Source organism: Methylomonas sp. LL1 (genome assembly GCF_015711015.1).
Classification (GTDB): domain Bacteria; phylum Pseudomonadota; class Gammaproteobacteria; order Methylococcales; family Methylomonadaceae; genus Methylomonas.
Genome location: NZ_CP064653.1, coordinates 3,072,487 through 3,091,155, shown reverse-complemented (window position 1 = coordinate 3,091,155; position 18,669 = coordinate 3,072,487). Strand labels below are relative to the sequence as shown.

The 18,669-nt window shown below is 53.0% G+C and carries 18 protein-coding genes; 16 read left to right on the top strand and 2 right to left on the bottom strand.

What is annotated here, in order from left to right; translation table 11 throughout:
* Nucleotides 1-165 precede the first annotated feature (165 nt).
* The gene (locus IVG45_RS14330; RefSeq protein ID WP_196434485.1) at nt 166-1,758 is read right to left on the bottom strand and encodes a LysM peptidoglycan-binding domain-containing protein; all 1,593 of its coding nucleotides are present in this window, start codon (nt 1,756-1,758) and stop codon (nt 166-168) included.
* A gap of 86 nt (nt 1,759-1,844) precedes the next feature.
* On the opposite strand from IVG45_RS14330, the gene IVG45_RS14325 reads away from it, so the two are divergent.
* From IVG45_RS14325 to IVG45_RS14275, 11 genes are all read left to right on the top strand, one after another.
* Complete coding sequence (locus IVG45_RS14325) at nt 1,845-2,570, top strand: class I SAM-dependent methyltransferase (RefSeq protein ID WP_196434484.1); 726 nt, start codon at nt 1,845-1,847, stop codon at nt 2,568-2,570.
* Nucleotides 2,563-3,006 (top strand): ribonuclease HI, encoded by a 444-nt coding sequence (gene rnhA, locus IVG45_RS14320; RefSeq protein WP_196434483.1) that lies wholly within the window; start codon nt 2,563-2,565, stop codon nt 3,004-3,006. The genes IVG45_RS14325 and rnhA overlap by 8 nt, the downstream gene beginning before the upstream one ends.
* 21 nt (nt 3,007-3,027) lie before the next feature.
* Nucleotides 3,028-3,303 carry a hypothetical protein gene (locus IVG45_RS14315; RefSeq protein WP_196434482.1) on the top strand — a complete coding sequence of 92 codons (276 nt, stop codon included), beginning with the start codon at nt 3,028-3,030 and terminating at the stop codon, nt 3,301-3,303.
* Nucleotides 3,304-3,355: 52 nt separating this feature from the next.
* Entirely contained in the window at nt 3,356-3,574 is a 219-nt protein-coding gene (locus IVG45_RS14310) for a GIY-YIG nuclease family protein (protein ID WP_230874594.1), read from the top strand.
* 274 nt (nt 3,575-3,848) lie between these two features.
* Nucleotides 3,849-6,083: a TonB-dependent receptor family protein gene (locus tag IVG45_RS14305; RefSeq protein WP_196434480.1), complete on the top strand. Its 2,235-nt coding sequence runs from the start codon at nt 3,849-3,851 to the stop codon at nt 6,081-6,083.
* Nucleotides 6,084-6,251: 168 nt separating this feature from the next.
* On the top strand, nt 6,252-6,797 hold the full coding sequence (locus IVG45_RS14300) for a nucleoside triphosphate pyrophosphohydrolase family protein (RefSeq protein WP_196434479.1): 546 nt from the start codon (nt 6,252-6,254) through the stop codon (nt 6,795-6,797).
* A 2-nt stretch (nt 6,798-6,799) separates the two neighbouring features.
* Nucleotides 6,800-7,675 carry an NAD(P)-dependent oxidoreductase gene (locus tag IVG45_RS14295; RefSeq protein ID WP_196434478.1) on the top strand — a complete coding sequence of 292 codons (876 nt, stop codon included), beginning with the start codon at nt 6,800-6,802 and terminating at the stop codon, nt 7,673-7,675.
* Nucleotides 7,675-8,472, top strand: a complete 798-nt coding sequence (locus IVG45_RS14290) for a hydroxypyruvate isomerase family protein (RefSeq protein WP_196434477.1) — start codon at nt 7,675-7,677, stop codon at nt 8,470-8,472. Before IVG45_RS14295 ends, IVG45_RS14290 begins: the two co-directional genes overlap by 1 nt.
* Before the next feature lie 30 nt (nt 8,473-8,502).
* A complete protein-coding gene (locus tag IVG45_RS14285; protein WP_196434476.1) occupies nt 8,503-8,880 on the top strand; it encodes a VOC family protein in 378 nt (125 codons plus the stop codon).
* Nucleotides 8,881-8,915: 35 nt separating this feature from the next.
* Entirely contained in the window at nt 8,916-9,413 is a 498-nt protein-coding gene (locus IVG45_RS14280) for a hypothetical protein (RefSeq protein WP_196434475.1), read from the top strand.
* Complete coding sequence (locus IVG45_RS14275) at nt 9,401-9,937, top strand: hypothetical protein (RefSeq protein ID WP_196434474.1); 537 nt, start codon at nt 9,401-9,403, stop codon at nt 9,935-9,937. The genes IVG45_RS14280 and IVG45_RS14275 overlap by 13 nt, the downstream gene beginning before the upstream one ends.
* Before the next feature lie 57 nt (nt 9,938-9,994).
* Here IVG45_RS14275 and trkA read toward each other — a convergent pair whose 3' ends face one another.
* Complete coding sequence (gene trkA / locus IVG45_RS14270; RefSeq protein WP_196434473.1) at nt 9,995-11,350, bottom strand: Trk system potassium transporter TrkA; 1,356 nt, start codon at nt 11,348-11,350, stop codon at nt 9,995-9,997.
* A 524-nt stretch (nt 11,351-11,874) separates the two neighbouring features.
* On the opposite strand from trkA, the gene hyfB reads away from it, so the two are divergent.
* The 5 genes from hyfB to IVG45_RS14245 are packed head-to-tail and all read left to right on the top strand — an operon-like array spanning nt 11,875 to nt 18,665.
* The gene (hyfB, locus tag IVG45_RS14265; RefSeq protein ID WP_196438042.1) at nt 11,875-14,001 is read left to right on the top strand and encodes a hydrogenase 4 subunit B; all 2,127 of its coding nucleotides are present in this window, start codon (nt 11,875-11,877) and stop codon (nt 13,999-14,001) included.
* Nucleotides 14,001-14,945 (top strand): respiratory chain complex I subunit 1 family protein, encoded by a 945-nt coding sequence (locus tag IVG45_RS14260; RefSeq protein ID WP_196434472.1) that lies wholly within the window; start codon nt 14,001-14,003, stop codon nt 14,943-14,945. The genes hyfB and IVG45_RS14260 overlap by 1 nt, the downstream gene beginning before the upstream one ends.
* Nucleotides 14,945-15,622 (top strand): formate hydrogenlyase, encoded by a 678-nt coding sequence (locus IVG45_RS14255; protein ID WP_196434471.1) that lies wholly within the window; start codon nt 14,945-14,947, stop codon nt 15,620-15,622. The genes IVG45_RS14260 and IVG45_RS14255 overlap by 1 nt, the downstream gene beginning before the upstream one ends.
* A complete protein-coding gene (locus IVG45_RS14250; RefSeq protein ID WP_196434470.1) occupies nt 15,619-17,082 on the top strand; it encodes a hydrogenase 4 subunit F in 1,464 nt (487 codons plus the stop codon). Before IVG45_RS14255 ends, IVG45_RS14250 begins: the two co-directional genes overlap by 4 nt.
* A complete protein-coding gene (locus IVG45_RS14245; protein WP_196434469.1) occupies nt 17,079-18,665 on the top strand; it encodes a hydrogenase large subunit in 1,587 nt (528 codons plus the stop codon). Before IVG45_RS14250 ends, IVG45_RS14245 begins: the two co-directional genes overlap by 4 nt.
* Nucleotides 18,666-18,669: the final 4 nt, after the last annotated feature.

Genomic DNA, 18,669 nt, shown 5'->3' with positions numbered 1-18,669 from the left:
CGGGTTAATGCGGTAACCATGACGCGTGCCCCATTTCTGATGGTGGCCGATAATGCGAGCCGCATGGGCAATGGGGATCGGGGGATTTGTCCGCTATGTTGAAACGCAAAACGGCGTGGCCAGTTTATGATGACCACGCCGTTTTGCGTTCTTGGGAACGGTGTCTTACGATGAAGACTGGCCGGTTTCGACCGTGATTTTTAACTTCGAGCCGGGTTTGATTTCGGCGCGGTTTTTAGGCACGTTGTTCCATTTGCGTATATCGGTGACGTTGACTTTGAATTTTTTGGAAATTTTCGCCAAGGTATCGCCGGGTTTGACGGTATAGCTGATTTGTTTGAAGCTTGGCGCGGTGGACGCCACCTGAATGTTGCCGCCGGTTTTCTTGATAGTCAGTTTTTGGCCGGGTTTCAAGGCGGCTTTTTTGGATAGTTTGTTCCAGCTCAGGATGTCGTCTTTGTCCACTGATAGACGTTGAGAGACGCTCCAAAGGGTATCGCCTTTCTTGACGGTATAAGTCTGCTTGCTGACCTGCGGTGGCGGCGGTGTTTGTGGTTCGGAAGAGGCGACTGCCGACTCGGACTGCCCCTTGGACGATTTATACGACATCGGGATCAGCAGGGTTTTACCTTGGGCAACCTCATCACTATCCAGATGATTGACTTCCTGAATTTGCTCGACACTGGTGTGATGTGTTTGAGCAATACTTTGCAGCGTTTCTCTCTTGCCGACGGCATGGTGCTCCCATTGGATTCTTTCATGCGGGGCCAATTCGGCTAGTTTTTCCTTAAAGCCATCGGCCTTTTCAACCGGAATCAGCAGACGGTGCGGACCGTCCGGGGCCGTGCTTAAACGGTTGAATCCGGGATTCAATTTAATGAAATCGTCCAGCGGAGTTTGCGCCATCTCCGCGGCTTTGCTCAAGTCGATTTGGGATTGAACGTCAACCAGTTCGAAATAGGGTGCGTTGGCAATCCGATGTAAATTGACATTGTATTTTTCCGGATTGGCGAAAATTTTGGCAACTGCCAATAGTCTGGGGACGTAAGCCGCGGTTTCGCTGTTTAAGTCCAGCGACCAGTAGTCGGTGGCTTGGCCTTGGCCGAGGTTTTTATCTATCGCATGCCGGATATTGCCCTTGCCGGCATTGTATGACGCCAGCGCCAACAGCCAGTCGTTATTGAATTCTTCACTGAGTTGTTTCAGAAAGGTCGTGGCGGCCCGGGTCGATTCCACGACGTCACGGCGGCCGTCATACCAACTGTTTTGTTCCAGCCCGTAGAGGCGGCCGGTTGGCGGAATGAACTGCCAAAGTCCGGAAGCCTGGGCCGGTGATTCGGCATCCGGTCTGAAGGCGCTTTCGACCACGGGCAGCAATGCCATCTCGCCGGGAATGTTTTTGGCTTCGATTTCGTTGAGAATGAAGTATAAATAAGGCTCGGCGCGTTGCTGAACCCGGCTCAAATACTCGGGATTTTTTAGATAAAAACTGATCTCGCGATCAATTCGAGCATTATCGATTTCGGGTAGTGCATAGAGCGACAGCATCCGATCCCAAATGGTGGCGTTATCTTTTAATTCGCCCGATTTTTTGTTGGAAAGATGGCTGTTGTGATTACGGGTGAAAACCGAGAATTTACTGGTTGAGCCTTGTGTTAGCGGGTCTTTATGAGCCGTTTGGCTACATCCAGTTACCAGCAAAACAGGCAGCAGATAGGACAGATGTCGGGCCGATTTTTTTGAAATTGAGCGGGGCATTGTCTTTACTCGTAAAATAAAAGAATCAGATGCTACCATGGCTTACGCCTGAAAGCCAAAAAACCTACCCATTTGGGCAGTATCCAATGAAAAGAGAATTTCTGTTTACCCTATATCAAACGCCGCGCGGCAAACTGTTGCAGACCATGGAAGCACAGTATCTAAAGCGCTGCATCACCGTTAGCTGCAAGCAAAAACAGCTGCAAGTCGGCGGGCTGGGCTGGGAGGGCGAATTCGTCGATTGTTCCTTGTATCGAAATTATCTGATTCTCGATGGCAAGGGCATGGGCGCCGGGGAGGCTCTGAAGGTGAACGCCAAAGCCTACAGTTTGCCTGTCCAGACCGAATCGATGGATTTGGTGATTATTCCGCATCTGTTGGAATTTGATGCGCATCGTTTTCGGACGATGCGGGAAGTGCATCGGGTTTTAAAGCCTGGCGGCGAGTTGGTCGTGTTGAATTTCAATCCGATCAGTCTCTATGTGCGATTTCAGTTTTTATGGGATAAAAAACTGGGGGAATCCTGGCGAGCGCATTTTATGTCGCGAGCCAGGGTTTTGGATTGGCTCAAATTATTAAATTTTGAGTTATTGAACACGGCCGAATTTGGACTGGATACCTTCATCATTACTCATGGGGGGTTCGCATCGGCGGCAAGCGCTTTTTTCTCGATGGCTTATGGTTTAAAAGCGGTAAAAAGGCAATATTCGTTGATTCCACTGACCCCGGTTACCCAAGGTAAAACCAAGTTGGTGACCGCCAATATGGGCTTGGAGTCGAATTTACTCAAGACAGAAAGACAACATGACTGAAATTGTGACGATTTATACCGATGGCGCTTGTAAGGGCAATCCGGGACCGGGTGGCTGGGGGGTCTGCATGGCTTACAAGGGGCAGGAAAAAGAGATGTGCGGTGGCGAACCGCAAACCACGAATAACCGAATGGAATTGATGGCGGCGATACAAGCGTTGGAAACTTTGAATCGGCCGTGCGCGGTTAAATTACACACCGACTCAAAATATGTGTTGCAAGGTATCACCGAATGGATGAGTAACTGGAAGAAACGCGGATGGAAAACGGCCGCGAATAAACCGGTCAAGAATGAAGATTTATGGCGTCGATTGGATCAGTCCATTCAGCAACATACGATCGAATGGATTTGGGTAAAAGGCCATGCCGGTCATGATGGCAATGAACGGGCCGACAGCTTGGCTAATCTGGGCATAAGCCGATCAGGTTCACAATGAAACAAGTTGGGGGATAGTTTTATGTTGGGAGTTATTGCGGCAACAGTGGTTGGGGTTTGGTTTTACAGCACGGCATCGCGTTCAGGACGTCCGCCGGTTTCATGGGGAGTATCGGGCGTGGTGGTGTATTTTTTGGCGGCGCTGTTGTGGAGTCTGATTGTGACACCGGGTGTCAAGGACGCCGCCATTCATAACCAGAGCGGTTTGCTGATTTTTATCGTTCGCTACGCTTATATCGCAGTCGGTTTGATGGCGGCGGCCGGGGTGAATTTGTGGCTGAATAAGTCCGCTGATTGATTCGATGCGGACGAATTGGTCGGTCTATATCATTTTATGCAGTGATGGCAGCTTGTATACCGGTATCAGCACCGACGTTGAAAGGCGGTTTCGTCAGCATCAGACCGGGAAGGGCGCAAAATTTTTCAGAGGCCGAAGACCACTGGCAATTGCTTATCGCGAGACTGGCTTCACGCGCGCCAGCGCCAGTCAGCGGGAAAGTACGATTAAAAAGCTCTCTCGGATGAAAAAGCAGGCTTTGATTGCGGAGGCCGAGGTCAGCCAGAAATAGATGAGGCTATCATTCGGTTGCCGATAGCACAGAACCACTGCTCGTTGCGGGGCTGGCCCGAAAAGTTAAAAGACTAGCAACTGCCATATTTCTTCGGAACGAGTTCCAGGGTTGCCGATAAGCAATCTTTGGAGGTTTCGGTTGTAGGTAAATAGCGATGGGAAAGTAAATTCCCTTTGCATGAAAATGATATTGATTCTCATTGATGTCAAATGTATCATGTGACCCATGTTTACATGTTTTTACATTTTGCAATGACTTAACGGGGATTGATATGTTCGAATCTAAACGACTTGTCGGGGCTATGTCGCTGATATGGCTTTCCACGACAGCGGCGCAGGCCGCCGAAAAGAATGCCGAGGCCGAGGCATTGGATTTGGTCAGCGTGGTTGGTGATGCGGAAGATGTCAAGGATCTGCCGGCATCGGCTACTTATATTGGTACCGAGGAAATTCGCGACCAAAGCTATAGCGACATCAATCGGATTCTACGCAAGGCGCCAGGCGTGAATATTCGCGAGGAAGACGGTTTCGGCTTATTCCCGAATATTAGCTTCCGCGGTGTCGATACTACCCGTAGCGCAAAAATCACCGTGATGGAAGACGGTGTGATGATCGCGCCGGCGCCTTATTCCGCGCCCGCGGCCTATTTCAATCCGGCCGGCGGCAGAATGAGCGGCGTCGAAGTCTTGAAAGGCGGCAGCCAGATCAAATACGGCCCGCACATCACCGGCGGGGTGATGAATTATCAGTCCACGCCTATTCCCTATGAAGGTAAAGCCTATTTAAAAACCATATACGGCAGTTACGGCGAGTTTCGGGCTCACGGTTTTGTCGGCGATACCTTGGATACCGCGCATGGCAAGGTGGGGTATCTGGTCGAGGGTTATTATCGTGGCTCCGACGGTTTCAAAACCATCGACACCACGCCGGATTTTCGCAATGGCGACGAGACGGGGTTCCAGCAAACCGAACCCATGCTGCGCCTGTCCTGGGAGCCCGATACGGCGATGTATCAGAAACTGGAAGTCAAATTCGGCTATTCCAGCATGGACGCTGACGAGACTTATTTGGGCTTGAGTGAGCAGGATTTCCAGAATGATCCTTACCGTCGTTATGCGGCGACGCGGTTCGACAATATCGAAAGCCAACAAATCGGCGGTTTTGCCCGCTATTTCGTGTCTCCGACCGATAATCTGGACATCGTTACCACGGCTTATTACAGGGAATTCGATCGGAATTGGGCCAAGTTGGATGGTAACCAGTGGGCACAGGCATTGGCGGGCGGCAGTGTCACCAACCTTAACAATCTGGCCTGCCTCAAGGGAACGCGCGCTTGTAATTTCACGGTACGGGATAATAATCGTAGTTATTATGCCGCCGGAGTGGAAAACGTTGCGACGTATCGCTTCGATCTGGGGGAAACGCATCACGAATTAAATGGGGGCTTCCGTTATCACGAGGATAAGGAGGTTCGTTTTCAGCATGACACCCGATATACACAATCAGCCACTGGAACCATTACCAATAGCGTAGTGGGCGCGCCAGGCAGCCAGGATGACCGCTCAGGGCTTACCAATGCATATGCTTTTCATTTGAAGGATAGAATCGAGTTGGGAAATTGGGGCTTTACCCCCGGTATCCGCTATGAGCATTTGAATCAAGAATATGTCAATAATCTTAGTCCCAACACCAACGGCAGAAGTTCGCTTGATCTGTATGCGGGTGGCGGTAGTTTGGATTACACCTTCAACGACGATTTGATGGTGTTTGCCAGTGCCCATCGCGGATTTTCGCCGCCCAGCCCGCAAAATGCCGTGGTCGATAAGTTGCATGAAGAATCCAGCAATGCCTATGAATTAGGCAGTCGCTATACGCACGGTGCTTTCAGTGCCGAAGTGACCGGTTTTTACACCCAGTTTGAAAATCTGTTGGTGGTCAGCAGCATCGGCGGTACCGGAACCGGGGCGAGTGAAAACTTCGGCATGGTCGATACTAGAGGTGTCGAGTTGGCGATGAACTTCGATGCCGGCGAAGCCATGGGTTGGGGCTTCCGTAATCCGTACTTCCTATCCTTTACCTATACCGATACCGAACAACTGAACGATGCCGCGTCCACCGATGCCGAATCGATATTCAGCTACGGCAAGAAAGGCAACAAAGTGCCTTATATTCCTGAGTATGCGCTGAGTTTCGGCAGTGGGCTGCACTTCCAGAAATGGGGGGTCGAAGTGGCGGCTAATTATGTCGGCGAGACCTTTACCAGCGCCAACAATACCGATCAGCAACTCAATGGTGTAGGCGCGCCGGATTCCCGTTTCGGCAAAACCGATGAATACGTGATCATGGACGTGTCCGCCTATTATAAGGTTGCCAAAGGCGTCAAGGTGCTCGGCGGCGTACAAAATGCGTCCAACGAACAGTACATCGTTTCACGTCAACCCTACGGTCCACGTCCCGGCATGCCCTTATTCGCCTACGGCGGTTTTGAACTGGACTTCGATATTTAGGATTTGCCTGCTATTTGACGCGAAGCGGGCAGAGAAATCTCCGCCCGCTTCGCACACCGCGGTTGGTTTTGCCCGATAAAAAACCTGAACTTCATAAGCCTGGTTTTTGCGCTTTTCAGTTTCACCCTGTACCATGCCTGATCAATTTATATTGATTGGGGGTGTGTCATGAACAAACATTTGCAACTGGTCAGAGCATTTCACGAGCAATTCGGGATCGAGCAACCCGATTACCCGGAAACCACTCATTTGTCCGACATGGATATTGTCATGCGCCAGGCCTTGTTGATGGATTGCGGCAGCGAGACTTTCAAAGCCATTACCGCCGGCGACTTGGCCAAGATATTGGCCGGACTGGTGGATCTGGCTTATAACGCCTTGGCGGCCATTGCCTGTCGCGGCGATGATGTGATCGCGACATCGGTACGTTGGCGCCAGGACGGATCGGTGTTGTCGGTGATGCGGGTGCTGGCGGATAAGATCAATAGCTGCTCATCCGGCGAGAGCATTCATTATTCGGCGCTTTACAATATCTGCGAGCAATTATCTCGCGGCTTTATCAATGCCGATTTCGACAAAGCTTTTAATATCGTGCATGCCAATTTGATCAAGAGTCACGCTCCAGCCGGCGGCACCAGCCACGATTACGGTCAGCGCATAGCCAAGGAAACCTTGCCGCAAGCGCCGGATTTGAGCGACGCCCTGTACGAATAAGTATGACGCAACAACGCTATAAACTCGGCTTCATCGGCATCGGCCTGATGGGCAAGCCCATGGTCTTGCGCCTGCTGGCGGCGGGATTCGAGGTCAATGTCTGGAATCGCAGTGCCGGTAAACTGGCGGCGCTCGAACAGGGCGGCGCGCGGGTATGCGAGAACATCGCCGAACTGATGATGCGTTCGGATGTGATTTTGTTGTGCCTGGCCGACACGGCCGTGGTCGAAACCCTAGTCGAACAACAGATATTACCTTGCGCTGAATCCGGCAAACTAGTGATCGATTTATCCAGTATTGATCCGGAAACCAGCCGGCAACTGGCGGTCCGACTCAAACAATCGGGCATGCACTGGGTCGATGCGCCGGTGTCGGGCGGTACGGCCGGTGCCGAACAAGGCACATTGGCCATCATGGCCGGCGGCGATGCCGAAGATATAGCCGTGGCCCGCCAAGTATTGAAACCTTTATATAGTCGCTTGACCCACATGGGCCCGGTCGGCAGCGGGCAGACCACAAAAATCTGTAATCAAATGATCGTCGGTTGTAATGTGTTGGTGATCGCGGAAATGATGGCGCTTGCTCAACAAGCTGGCGTCGATAGCGCAAAAATTCCGGAAGCCTTGGCTGGCGGTTTTGCCGATTCCAAACCGTTGCAAATCATCGGCCCGGAAATGGCGGCGGATCAATTCGAGCCGGTGAAATGGCGAGTCAAAACCCTGTTAAAGGATTTGAACATGGCCGTCGAATTGGCGGCCGAGCAGGGCAATGCGATACCGATGTCCGGTTTGGCGGCCCAAATGATGCAATTGCATGGTGGCCGGGGATTTTTGGAGCAAGATCCATCGACCTTGATCAAGCTTTACCGGAAAGTCTGATGCTGCGTTTCACCGCCAATCTGAGTCTGCTGTTCACCGAATTGCCGTTGCTTGAACGTTTCCGGGCCGCGAAGGAATGCGGATTCGATGCGGTGGAAATTCAGTTTCCCTACGACTTGCCGGCCGAACACATCCGGGCCGCGTTGGATGAATATAATCTCAAACTAGTGCTGTTCAATGTCGATGCCGACAACCTGCTGCGGGGCGGCGAAGGCTTGGCGGCCGTGCCTGAGAAACGGGTGCAATTCGAGGCGGCGGTAGAGCAAACGCTAGCCTATGCCAGGCTGTTAAAGCCTGAGGCGATCAACGTCTTGCCCGGTTGTTGCCTGAATCCGCAACGTCTGGATGAGTATCTGCAAGCTTTTAAAACCAATTTGCGCCTTGCCGCGGATACGTTTGCCGGAGTCGGCGTGACGACCGTGTTCGAAGCGGTGAACAGCCACGATATGCCGGGTTTTATCGTCGACGGCAGCCCGAAGATGCTGTCGTTACTGGCTGAAATCAATCATCCCAATCTGCGCCTGCAATACGATGTTTACCACATGAGCCGGATGGGGGAAGATTGCGCGGCATTTTTAGCCCGGCATGCCGATAAAGTCGGCCACATCCAATTTGCCGATTGTCCCGGCCGCGGCCAACCAGGAACCGGCGATGTCGATTTCGAGCAATTGTTCGATTTGATAGCCGATTCGCCCTACCAAGGTTGGGTGGGGGCGGAATACAAACCACTAGGCAATACTTCGGAAAGTCTGGACTGGCTGAAAACCGGTCGGGCGAAACTCTCAGTCGCGCTATAATCCGCGCGCGTTAAACCACGGGCCGTTATCATGTCTAAATTCAATCTCACCATTCATCATGCCAGCCTGATCGTGTCGGATACCGAGCAATCCTTGCGGTTTTATCGGGATATATTGGGCATGCAACCCACCGAGCGCCCCCCCCTACCTTTTCCGGGTGCCTGGCTGCAAATCGGAGAACAGCAGATTCATTTACTGGAACTGGATAATCCCGATCCAACGACCGGCCGCCCCGCACATGGCGGACGCGATCGGCATGTGGCTTTGCATTGCAGTTCGGTCGACGCCTTGCGCGCAGACCTGGACAAGGCCGGCATGGTTTATACGATGAGTATTTCCGGACGCAAGGCTTTGTTTTGCCGGGACAGGGACGGCAACGCGCTAGAATTTATCGAACGGCCGGCCTGATAGACATGTCTAAAATATTGCTCCACGGAGCTTTGATGGCTTTCTGCTTGGCAATGCTAATGTTTGTCGCCGGTTTCGCCGCTTGGCAACTCGGCCTAGTCTGGTTGGCGAGCGTGCTCTATCCGCTGGCTACCAAAATCATCCTGCTGGCTTTTGGAGTATTGTTCCTGTTGGGCGTCGGTCTATTAATACGGGTTTGTTGCCGGAATATAGTGCTTTATTTCCGCCGCGAAGCCATGGCCATGCGCAGAGTGATCATGTTGCAAGTACGCCAGCGGGATGCCAAACAACGGCTGATGCTGGAAAAGCGCCAGATATATTACTTAAACCAATTAAAACGTCAGCGTCTGTTGGCGGCCAATAATAAGCAGCATAGCCGCGAATTGTTCAATGCCATCAGTGTCGAATTGAAAGGGCATGATGGCCTACCCGGCGGCGAGAAATCGCTGCATAAGAGTTTGAAACAGCATCACAGCCAAGCCAATCCCGAAGCGATGCTGGCATTGCGCGATCAGGTCTTATGTCGATACTAGGCCAGTGGTTTAACCAAGCTTGGGAGCTTTGGCGCGACAAGCGGGATGAAGCTTTGCATTGGCGCTTGAACCGGCAGGACGATGTGGCTAACTTGCAGCGTTCCAAGGCGCTGTCCGAAATGGCGTTGTTGGCGCAACTGAAGAAGCAGGAGCAACAGTTGGCGCATGAGTTGGCCGTTGCCGAGGCCAGAAACAGTAACGAACTGGCGATGATAAAAGTGCAGTGCAAACAGGATTTAAAAGACTATCAGCAATATTTGCAGTCGCTGGACAAACTCAAGCAATCATTACGGGCCAGTTATGTGCATTTGCCGGAAGCGGTAGCCTTCACTATTCACCATCATGCCAAGCTATTGCTTAACCGGATGTGGGACGAGCAGGATGCCCAGGAAAAACTGAAGATTGAAATGCAGCTGATTCAATTCATGACGGCCGTGCATGAGGATAGCTTGCTATCATTAGAGAATGACGGTCGCGAGAGTCTGCCGCAAAAGACTTTGGCGTTTATCGATGGCGACGCTTGATATTGTCGTTCGCTTTGACCCGGCTCGCGCTCCGCGAACCCTATATTAAAGAATCGCCTAAATCGGTTGAAAATAGTTTTCGATGGCTTTGATCAGCTTTTTATCCAACGCGAACATCACCACATGATCGCCTTCGGCGAATACCGTGTCGTGATGCACCGGAATCACCTCCTTCTCCCGAATCAGCGCGCCTAGAATAACCCCGTCGGGCAGATTGATCTGATCGACCCGTAAGCCGACCACCGATGCGGCAGTCAAACTGCGGTGGGCAATCGCTTCAATCGCTTCGGCGCTACCGCCGCATACCGAACTGACGCCCACCACATCGCCTTTTCTGACATGTTTCAAGATGCCGCCCAAGGTTTCCAGTTTGGGTTGTATGGCCAGATCGATGTCGGTGCCGTCCAGTAATTTCAGATAGGAATTATTGTTGATCAAGCAAATAGCTTTTTTGGCGCCGAGTTTTTTGGCCAGTCCGGCCGAAATCAGATTGATGCCGTCGTTATTGGTAATGGCGCAGAACAGATCGATATCTTCGATCATTTCTTCCTGCAACAGGGATTCGTCGGTACAGTCGCCATGCAAGATCAGCGTATTGCGCAGATCGTTGGAAATTTCCTTGGCCCGATTGATGTCTTGCTCGATGACCTTGACCTGATAATTGTTCTCCAAGGCCATGGCCAGGCGTTTGCCGACATGGCCGCCGCCGGCCAGCATGATGGATTTGATCGGCGATTCCAGCTTGTGCAAATCCACCAGGGTTTTACGCACCTTGTCGCGCGGGCAGACAAAAAACACTTCGTCGCCGGTGGCGATCAACGCTTCGCCATTGACCGCGATGGCTTTGCCGTCGCGGAATATCGCCGCTACCCGGATCATGCTGTCGGCCAGTTTTTCCTTGACGGCCTGGATGCGTTTACCGGTCAAGAAGCCGGACGGCACCACCCGAATCGAAAACAGCCGCACCAGACCATTGGCAAAATCGGAAACATGCAATGCGCCGGGATATTTGATCAAATTGCGGATGGAATCGGTGACGACTTGTTCGGGGCTGATGACGATGTCGATGCCGCCGGGCTGAAACAGTTCCGGGTGGTTCAGAAAGTCGATGGCCCGAACCCTGGCGATGGTTTTGGGTTTATCGTACAAAGTATTGATGACCTGACAGGCCAGCATGTTGGTTTCGTCTCTATCGGTGACGGCGATGACCATGTCGGCGCTGCCGACCCCTGCCTGCTCCAGTACGCTGGGGTGGGCCGCGTTACCTTCGATGGTGGCGATGTCCAGTCGGCCTTTCAACGCGGACAACAGATGCGGCTTTTGATCGATCACCACAATGTCGTTTTCTTCACTGGCTAGCGCGCCGGCAACCGAAGAGCCGGTGACGCCGGCGCCAAGAATGACAATTTTCATGGAAACTCAGGAAGATTAGGGTTGATTTTTGACTGTTCGCATCAGCGGCTCAAGCAGGTCGCATCGGCAATTGCGGAAATTATACGCGGATGATTAAGGCTGTCCATGTTAAAGCATGATAAAGCGGCAGGTCGGCAATAGGTTAAGTTTCCTAACGGGCCAAAATGGCACGATGGGCGTTGAAAGCATCAACAGCCAACACCTGCGGTTCAGCACAACCAGTCATCGGTTCAAGCCAACCATTAATCCGGGCAATCGGGCTGGTACGGCGGCATAGGCTTTGTAACCCACTTATTTTTATGATGATTTTTGTTTGGCCTGATCCTTGCTGAATCTCATCTGCCTTCGGCGTGGATGATTGCCGTCATGTTGGCTTGTGGCGCAAATGTTTTCGTGGCCATGAATATATAACGACAAGGGCCGCGGCTAGCGGTATGCTCGAACTTAACAGGTGTTCATAAGATGAGACAGCTCTCGGCTGAGTGTATTGTCGCCGACCGGATTTTAGAAGGTGAGAAACGATGATGGTTTTAATGCTGGCCTATGCCGCCGTGTTATTCAGCTTTGCTTCCGGTTTGCTTGCGCTGTTGACGAATCGGCGTCCGCTACTGCTGGCGCTGGATCGGCGTTATTTAGCCCGATATTCCGATGGCTCTCGCCGCCGGTTGGTTTTGGACTATTCTCTCGACGAAAATCGTTACCCGTTACTGTTGCGGAAGGCGGTGTTCGTACTGCTGGGGCTGTCCGGACTGTTTGCCGTGTTGGCCGGCCTGGCGGTGTTGATTAGCCAACAGGTTTTCAGCGGCCAAATTCCGTTGGGCTTACCTTGGTTGCCCTGGCATGTGCGCTTTGACGGCTTGTCGGGATTTTTCTTCCTGATCGTCGGCATCGGCGTCGGCGCTGTCAGCCTGTACGGTCCGGCCTATGTGGCCGATTACCAGGAAAGCCAACACCCTTTCGCCGTGCTGGGTTTGTTTACCGGCTTGTTCGTGGCCGGCATGTTGTTGGTGCTATTGGCGGACGACGCGTTCTTTTTCATGATTGCCTGGGAATTGATGTCGGTTGCCAGTTATTTTCTGGTGGCGTTTCAGCACGAATATTCCACCAACCGCCGCGCCGCGTTTATTTACTTGTTGATGGCCGAAGTCGGGGCCTTGGCCATTATTTTGGCTTTTGGAGTATTGGCGGGTTTTACCGATGGATTTACTTTCGACGCCTTGCGCCAAGCCGCGCTGTCTCCAACCTGGGCCAATATCGCCTTCGTGCTGGCCTTGCTGGGATTCGGCATGAAGGCCGGCATCGTGCCGATTCATGTCTGGTTACCCGAAGCGCATCCCGTAGCTCCGTCGCACATCTCGGCCTTGATGAGCGGAGTGATGCTTAAGGTCGCGGTATATGGGCTGATCCGGTTTTGTTTCGATTTGCTAAGCCAGGTGCAATGGCAGTGGGGCGTGGTATTGCTGATATTGGGCACGGTTTCCGCGCTGGGCGGCATTTTGTACGCGATGATGCAATCCAATTTGAAGCGCTTGCTGGCGTATAGTTCGGTGGAAAATATCGGTATTATTTTCATGGTGCTGGGTTTGGCGATGATTTTCATGGCCAACGGCCATCCGCAACTGGCTGCGCTGGGTTTTCTGGCGGCGCTGTTTCATGCCTTCAATCACGCGCTGTTCAAAAACTTGTTGTTTCTGGGCGCGGGGATACTGCAGCATCAAATCCACGATTTGAATATCGACAGCATGGGCGGTTTGATCAAACGCATGCCGCATACCAGTTTTCTATTTTTGGTCGGCTGTATGAGTATTTCCTCGCTGCCTCTTTTCAATGGCTTTGTCTCTGAATGGTTGGCTTTCCAGACCGCGCTACAGGTCAGCGCGCTCGACAATGGCGTGTTGCGCAGTTTGATTCCGGTGTCGGCGGCGGCATTAGCGTTGACCGCCGCCTTGGCCGCCGCCTGTTTCGTCAATGTATTCGGCATGATGTTTCTGGGCCTACCGCGTTCGCGCAATAGCGAAAAAGCCCACGAAGTCGATGACAAATCGATGCTGTACGGCCCGGCGCTGTTGGCGGGCTTATGTTTCTTGTTCGGAATATTCCCCTCGGGCGTGATTAATCTAATCAATGGCGTTGCCGGGCAATTGCTGGGCCACTCTCTGCCCAGCGACAGCGCGGCGAGTTGGTTATGGTTGGCACCGGTTGCCGCCAATAAGGTTTCGTATTCGCCGCTCCTGGTATTGGTGGGGGTATTGATGGCTGGTGGCGTTAGTTTTCGCTATCTGCGCCGTAATCCGGAAACCAAAACCATGCGCCGCGCGGCGGCCTGGGATTGCGGTTTCGGCGGCTTAACTCCGCGCATGCAATACAGCGGTAGCGCTTTTACCATGCCGTTCCGGCGGATTTTCGCCAAAGTCTGGCTGCTGGACGAACAAATCGACAAGGATATGAAAGGCGCATTGGATATGGAGGTCGCGGCGGTTCATTATCGCTTGCAGATTCAGGATCATTGTTGGCCAAGGCTGTATCAGCCGATCGCGCATGGGGTCAACCAACTGGCCAAACAGGTTGGCCGGATTCAAACCGGAAATATCCGGGTTTATCTGGGCTATTCGTTTGTCACATTAATCCTGATGCTATGGGTGATCAGCTGATGAACTGGTTAATTGCCGTTTTACAAACCGCGTTGTTTGTCGGACTGGCTCCGTTATTGGCCGGCTGGCTGAAATGGTGTAAATGCCACCTGCAGAACCGCAAAGCGCCATCGCTGCTGCAACCTTATCGGGACTTGCTGAAATTAACCCGCAAGCAGCCGGTAGTGGCGGAACATGCCTCGTGGATATTTACCCGTGCGCCCTACATCATTTCTTCGGCCATGGTGCTGGCGGCCTCGGTAGTACCCTTGATTGCGGTGGATTTGCCGACCTCGGCCAGCGCCGATGTGATCGTGTTGGTGGGGTTCTTTGCTTTTGCCCGGTTCTTTTTAGCGCTGGCCGGCTTGGACATAGGCACCGCATTCGGCGGCATGGGCTCGTCGCGGGAAATGACTATTTCCTCGTTGGCCGAACCGGCCATGTTGATGGCGGTTTTTACCCTGACCATGACCGCCTCGACCACCAACCTGTCGTTTGCGATCGAACACGTGTTGAACGAAGGCTTGGTGCTGCGGCCTTCGTTCGTATTTGCCTTGTTTGCGCTGATCCTGGTGGCAATCGCGGAAACCGGCCGGATTCCTGTCGATAATCCGGCCACTCATTTGGAGCTGACCATGATTCATGAGGCGATGATTCTGGAATACAGCGGCCGCCATCTGGCTTTGATCGAATGGGCCAGCCAGCTGAAGTTAATGCTGTATGGGGTTTTGATCGCCAATATCTTTTTTCCTTGGGGCATCGCCCAAGACTTTAGCCTGCCGGCATTAGGCTACGGCTTGCTGGCCATCTCCGCAAAACTGGCGGTGTTGGCCGTGATACTGGCCATTTCGGAAACCTTGCTGGCGAAAATGCGCTTGTTCAGAGTACAGGAATATCTCAGTTTTGCTTATTTGCTGGGGTTGCTGGGCATGTTGAGCCACATCATTCTGGAGGCCTCGCGCTGATGAATATCGAACAACAAGATTTTTATACGCAGGCCATCCTGTCGATGGCGGCCTTGGTCGGGCTGGCTTCTTTTTTGATGCTGGGACAGGGGCGCTTGTTAAGGCTGATATTTGTGTTTGCGGTGCAAGGCCTGCTGTTGACCTTGACCACGGCACTGGCGGCTTACAGCCTGAATAACCATCATCTGTATATTTCAGCCGGATTGACCCTGGTGCTGAAAGTAATATTCATTCCATGGATGTTAAGAAAGCAGGTCCTGGCGATGAACATGCACCGTGACGTGGAGGCGTTAAAAAACAATACGGCGGTGATGATGGGCGGAGCCAGTCTGATGGTGTTCAGCTATTACGTGCTGCATCCGATCGTGCAAACCTCGTCGACCGTGATGGTCAATGCCTTGGCCGTTAGCCTGTCCGTGGTATTGCTGGGCATGCTGTTGATGATTTCGCACCGGCAGGCGGTGGCGCATGTGGTCGGATTTATGTCGATAGAAAACGGTTTGTTTTTCGCCGCCATCGTCGCTACCAATGGCATGCCGATGGTGGTTGAATTGGGTGTCGCCTTTGACGTACTGGTGGCGGCGGTATTGTTCGGTATCTTTTTTCTGCATATCCGCACCAGCATCGATTCACTGGACGTCGACCGTTTAAACCGTCTACATGAGATAGATCAATGATCGCCGCCTATGTATTACTGCTGATTCCGTTGCTCGGCATCGTTTTTTTCGCGCTGACCGGCCATCGCGACGATACCGGCAAGCTCAATACCGGCTTTAATGCCATCAGCTTCCTGGCATCGATTTGGCTGGCGGCCATGGTATTAAACGGCGGCAGCCTGTACTCCGCCGGGCAGGCCTTATTGGTCGATTCGTTCAATGTCTACCTGATTGTGCTGACCGCCTTCGTGGGCTTGACCACCTCGATTTTTTCCGGCCCGTACATGGCGCACGAAAAGGAATTGGGCAAACTGACCGACAGGCGCTTGAAGCTGTATTACTCGATGTATCAGGGTTTCATGTTGGCGATGTATCTGGTGCTGACCACCAACAACATGGGGGTGATGTGGGTGGCGATGGAAGGCGCGACGCTGGCAACCGTGTTGTTGGTCAGTTTGTACCGTACGCCGGAGGCTATCGAGGCCGCCTGGAAATATTTCATCCTGTGCGGGGTCGGTATCGCTCAGGCTTTGTTCGGCACCATCTTGTTGTATTACGCCGCCGTGCAAATCGGCGACGGCCAAAATGCCTTGCTATGGTCGGTGCTGTATCAAAACGCGGATAAGTTGAATCCGGAAATTCTGAAAATCGCTTTCGTGTTTTTGCTGGTCGGTTACGGTACCAAGATTGGCCTGGTGCCCTTGCATAACTGGTTGCCGGATGCACATTCCGAGGGGCCGACGCCGATGTCGGCGGTATTGTCCGGTTTGTTGTTGAACGACGCATTGTATGCGGTGGTGCGTAACAAAATGCTGGTCGATGGCGCCACGCACGATAATATGGCCGGACTGCTGATGATGGGCTTTGGTTTATTGTCGTTTTTGGTGGCGGCCTTGTTTTTACACCGGCAAAAAGACATCAAACGCCTGTTCAGTTATTCGTCGATCGAGCACATGGGCGTGATGACCTTTGCCTTCGGCATGGGCGGACCTTTAGCGACCTTTGCCGCCTTGTTGCACATGACGGTGCATTCGCTGACCAAATCCGCCATCTTTGTCACCGTCGGCCACGCCGCGCAACTGGCCGGCAGCCAGAGCATGGAGCGGATTCGCGGTTTGATCAAAACCCAGCCCACGATCGGTTGGGGTTTGCTGATAGGTACCGTTGCCATTGCCGGTTTCCCGCCGTTCGGAGTGTTCACCAGTGAATTTCTGGTGTTGCTGGCGACCATGCATCTGTATCCGTGGCTGGCTCCCTTCCTGTTATTGGGCATCGGCATCGCCTTCGCCGGTTTATTCAGACACATCCAACCAATGGTTTACGGCGAACGGCCCGAAGGCCAGTTGCCGATTCAAGCTAACTTATGGCCGGTGATGATACATCTGGTCCTGGTGTTATGGCTGGGCTTGGCGATTCCGGGTTTTCTGGCCGACTGGTTTTCGCGCGCGACCTTATTGATCTCCGGGAGTACGCCGTTATGACGGCTTTGAATTGGACCGAAACTTTTAAACAACAACTGATGGCGTCCGGCATCGCCGTTCAGGTCAATGGCGGCGCGCGCACGAGCAATATCTTGTCATGGCAAGTAGCCGCTGAACACTGGCAACAGTTGGCGGAACTGGCCATGGAACAAGGGCTGCGTTGGTCGGCCGGCTGGGCTGAGCAACTCGCGGAGCAGTTTTTTGTGAATGTCTTGTTGGAAAAACAGGGCATCTATTTGCTGGCGCGCACCACGATCGGCCATGCGAAACCCGAATTACCCAGCCAGGCTACTGTCTATCCGGCCGCTAACCGTAGCGAGCGCCACACCCAGGACATGTTTGGGATCAAATTTATCGGCCATCCCGATCATCGGTCCTGGACCCGGCACAAGGCCTGGGATAAGCATAGTTATCCGCTACGCAAGGATTTTCCGGTGCAAGGCTCGCCGGAAGCCATTACCCCACCGGATCTGGATTATCAATTTGTTAAATCGCATGGCGCCGGCACTTATGAAATTCCGGTCGGCCCGGTGCATGCAGGCATCATCGAGCCGGGCCATTTTAGGTTTCAGGCGGTCGGAGAAACCATCCTGAACCTGGAAGAACGCCTGGGTTATGTGCATAAAGGCATCGAGAAAATCGCCGAAGGCAGAACGCCCGAGTCGCTGGCGCGTTTGGCCGGGCGAGTATCCGGCGATACCACGGTTGGCCATGCCTGGGCGGCCTGCATGGCGATGGAGCAGGCGGCGGGCATCGATATTCCGCCGCGCGCGGCCCTGATACGCGGCGTGTTGGCCGAGCGCGAGCGGGTGGCCAATCATTTGGGCGACATCGGCGCTATCTGTAACGATGTGGCGTTCGTGTTCGCGCAGATGCAATTCAGCCGTCTGAGGGAAAACTGGCAACGGACCAATGCCCATATCTTCGGTCATCGCTTGCTGATGGACTGCGTGATAGCGGGTGGGGTCAGATCCGACCTGCCGGAAGCGGCTTGTCTATCGATCAAGCAGGAAATCATCCAGTTGCGGAAGGAATTGGCGGACATCATCACCGCGCTGGATCTGAATTCATCGCTGGAAGACCGGCTTTACACCGCCGGTTTTTTGTCCGAAGAAATTGCCGTTGGCTATGGCACCGTCGGTTATGTCGGCCGCGCCAGCGGTCAGAATTTCGACGTACGCCGCGATGCGGCCTATCCGCCGTATGACCGGGTCAAATTTAAAGTGGCATTGGAAACGCAGGGCGATATCGCCTCCCGATTTTGGATACGCTACAAGGAAATCATGGCGGCATTGAAACTGATCGAGCAGTTTATCGACTTGCTGGCACCCGGCGAGATTGTGAGTGCCTGGCAACAGCCTGCCGGCGGTAGCGAAGGACTGGGTATTGTCGAAGGCTGGCGCGGTGAAATCGTCAGTTATTTGCGTTTCGATGCGGACAATATAATAAGCCGTTTCTATCCGCGTGACCCCAGCATGCTGAACTGGCCCGCGCTGGAAAAGCTGGTGCTGAACAATATCGTGCCGGACTTTCCGGTCTGCAACAAATCCGTGAACGGCTCGTATTCGGCCAACGATTTATAGGCAA

Excerpts from the sequence above, each read along its gene's own strand:
- IVG45_RS14330 (WP_196434485.1), bottom strand. The coding sequence starts at position 1,758 with ATGCCCCGCTCAATTTCAAAAAAATCGGCCCGACATCTGTCCTATCTG.
- IVG45_RS14325 (WP_196434484.1), top strand. The coding sequence starts at position 1,845 with ATGAAAAGAGAATTTCTGTTTACCCTATATCAAACGCCGCGCGGCAAA.
- rnhA (WP_196434483.1), top strand. The coding sequence starts at position 2,563 with ATGACTGAAATTGTGACGATTTATACCGATGGCGCTTGTAAGGGCAAT.
- IVG45_RS14315 (WP_196434482.1), top strand. The coding sequence starts at position 3,028 with ATGTTGGGAGTTATTGCGGCAACAGTGGTTGGGGTTTGGTTTTACAGC.
- IVG45_RS14305 (WP_196434480.1), top strand. The coding sequence starts at position 3,849 with ATGTTCGAATCTAAACGACTTGTCGGGGCTATGTCGCTGATATGGCTT.
- IVG45_RS14300 (WP_196434479.1), top strand. The coding sequence starts at position 6,252 with ATGAACAAACATTTGCAACTGGTCAGAGCATTTCACGAGCAATTCGGG.
- IVG45_RS14295 (WP_196434478.1), top strand. The coding sequence starts at position 6,800 with ATGACGCAACAACGCTATAAACTCGGCTTCATCGGCATCGGCCTGATG.
- IVG45_RS14290 (WP_196434477.1), top strand. The coding sequence starts at position 7,675 with ATGCTGCGTTTCACCGCCAATCTGAGTCTGCTGTTCACCGAATTGCCG.
- IVG45_RS14285 (WP_196434476.1), top strand. The coding sequence starts at position 8,503 with ATGTCTAAATTCAATCTCACCATTCATCATGCCAGCCTGATCGTGTCG.
- IVG45_RS14280 (WP_196434475.1), top strand. The coding sequence starts at position 8,916 with ATGGCTTTCTGCTTGGCAATGCTAATGTTTGTCGCCGGTTTCGCCGCT.
- IVG45_RS14275 (WP_196434474.1), top strand. The coding sequence starts at position 9,401 with ATGTCGATACTAGGCCAGTGGTTTAACCAAGCTTGGGAGCTTTGGCGC.
- trkA (WP_196434473.1), bottom strand. The coding sequence starts at position 11,350 with ATGAAAATTGTCATTCTTGGCGCCGGCGTCACCGGCTCTTCGGTTGCC.
- hyfB (WP_196438042.1), top strand. The coding sequence starts at position 11,875 with ATGGTTTTAATGCTGGCCTATGCCGCCGTGTTATTCAGCTTTGCTTCC.
- IVG45_RS14260 (WP_196434472.1), top strand. The coding sequence starts at position 14,001 with ATGAACTGGTTAATTGCCGTTTTACAAACCGCGTTGTTTGTCGGACTG.
- IVG45_RS14255 (WP_196434471.1), top strand. The coding sequence starts at position 14,945 with ATGAATATCGAACAACAAGATTTTTATACGCAGGCCATCCTGTCGATG.
- IVG45_RS14250 (WP_196434470.1), top strand. The coding sequence starts at position 15,619 with ATGATCGCCGCCTATGTATTACTGCTGATTCCGTTGCTCGGCATCGTT.
- IVG45_RS14245 (WP_196434469.1), top strand. The coding sequence starts at position 17,079 with ATGACGGCTTTGAATTGGACCGAAACTTTTAAACAACAACTGATGGCG.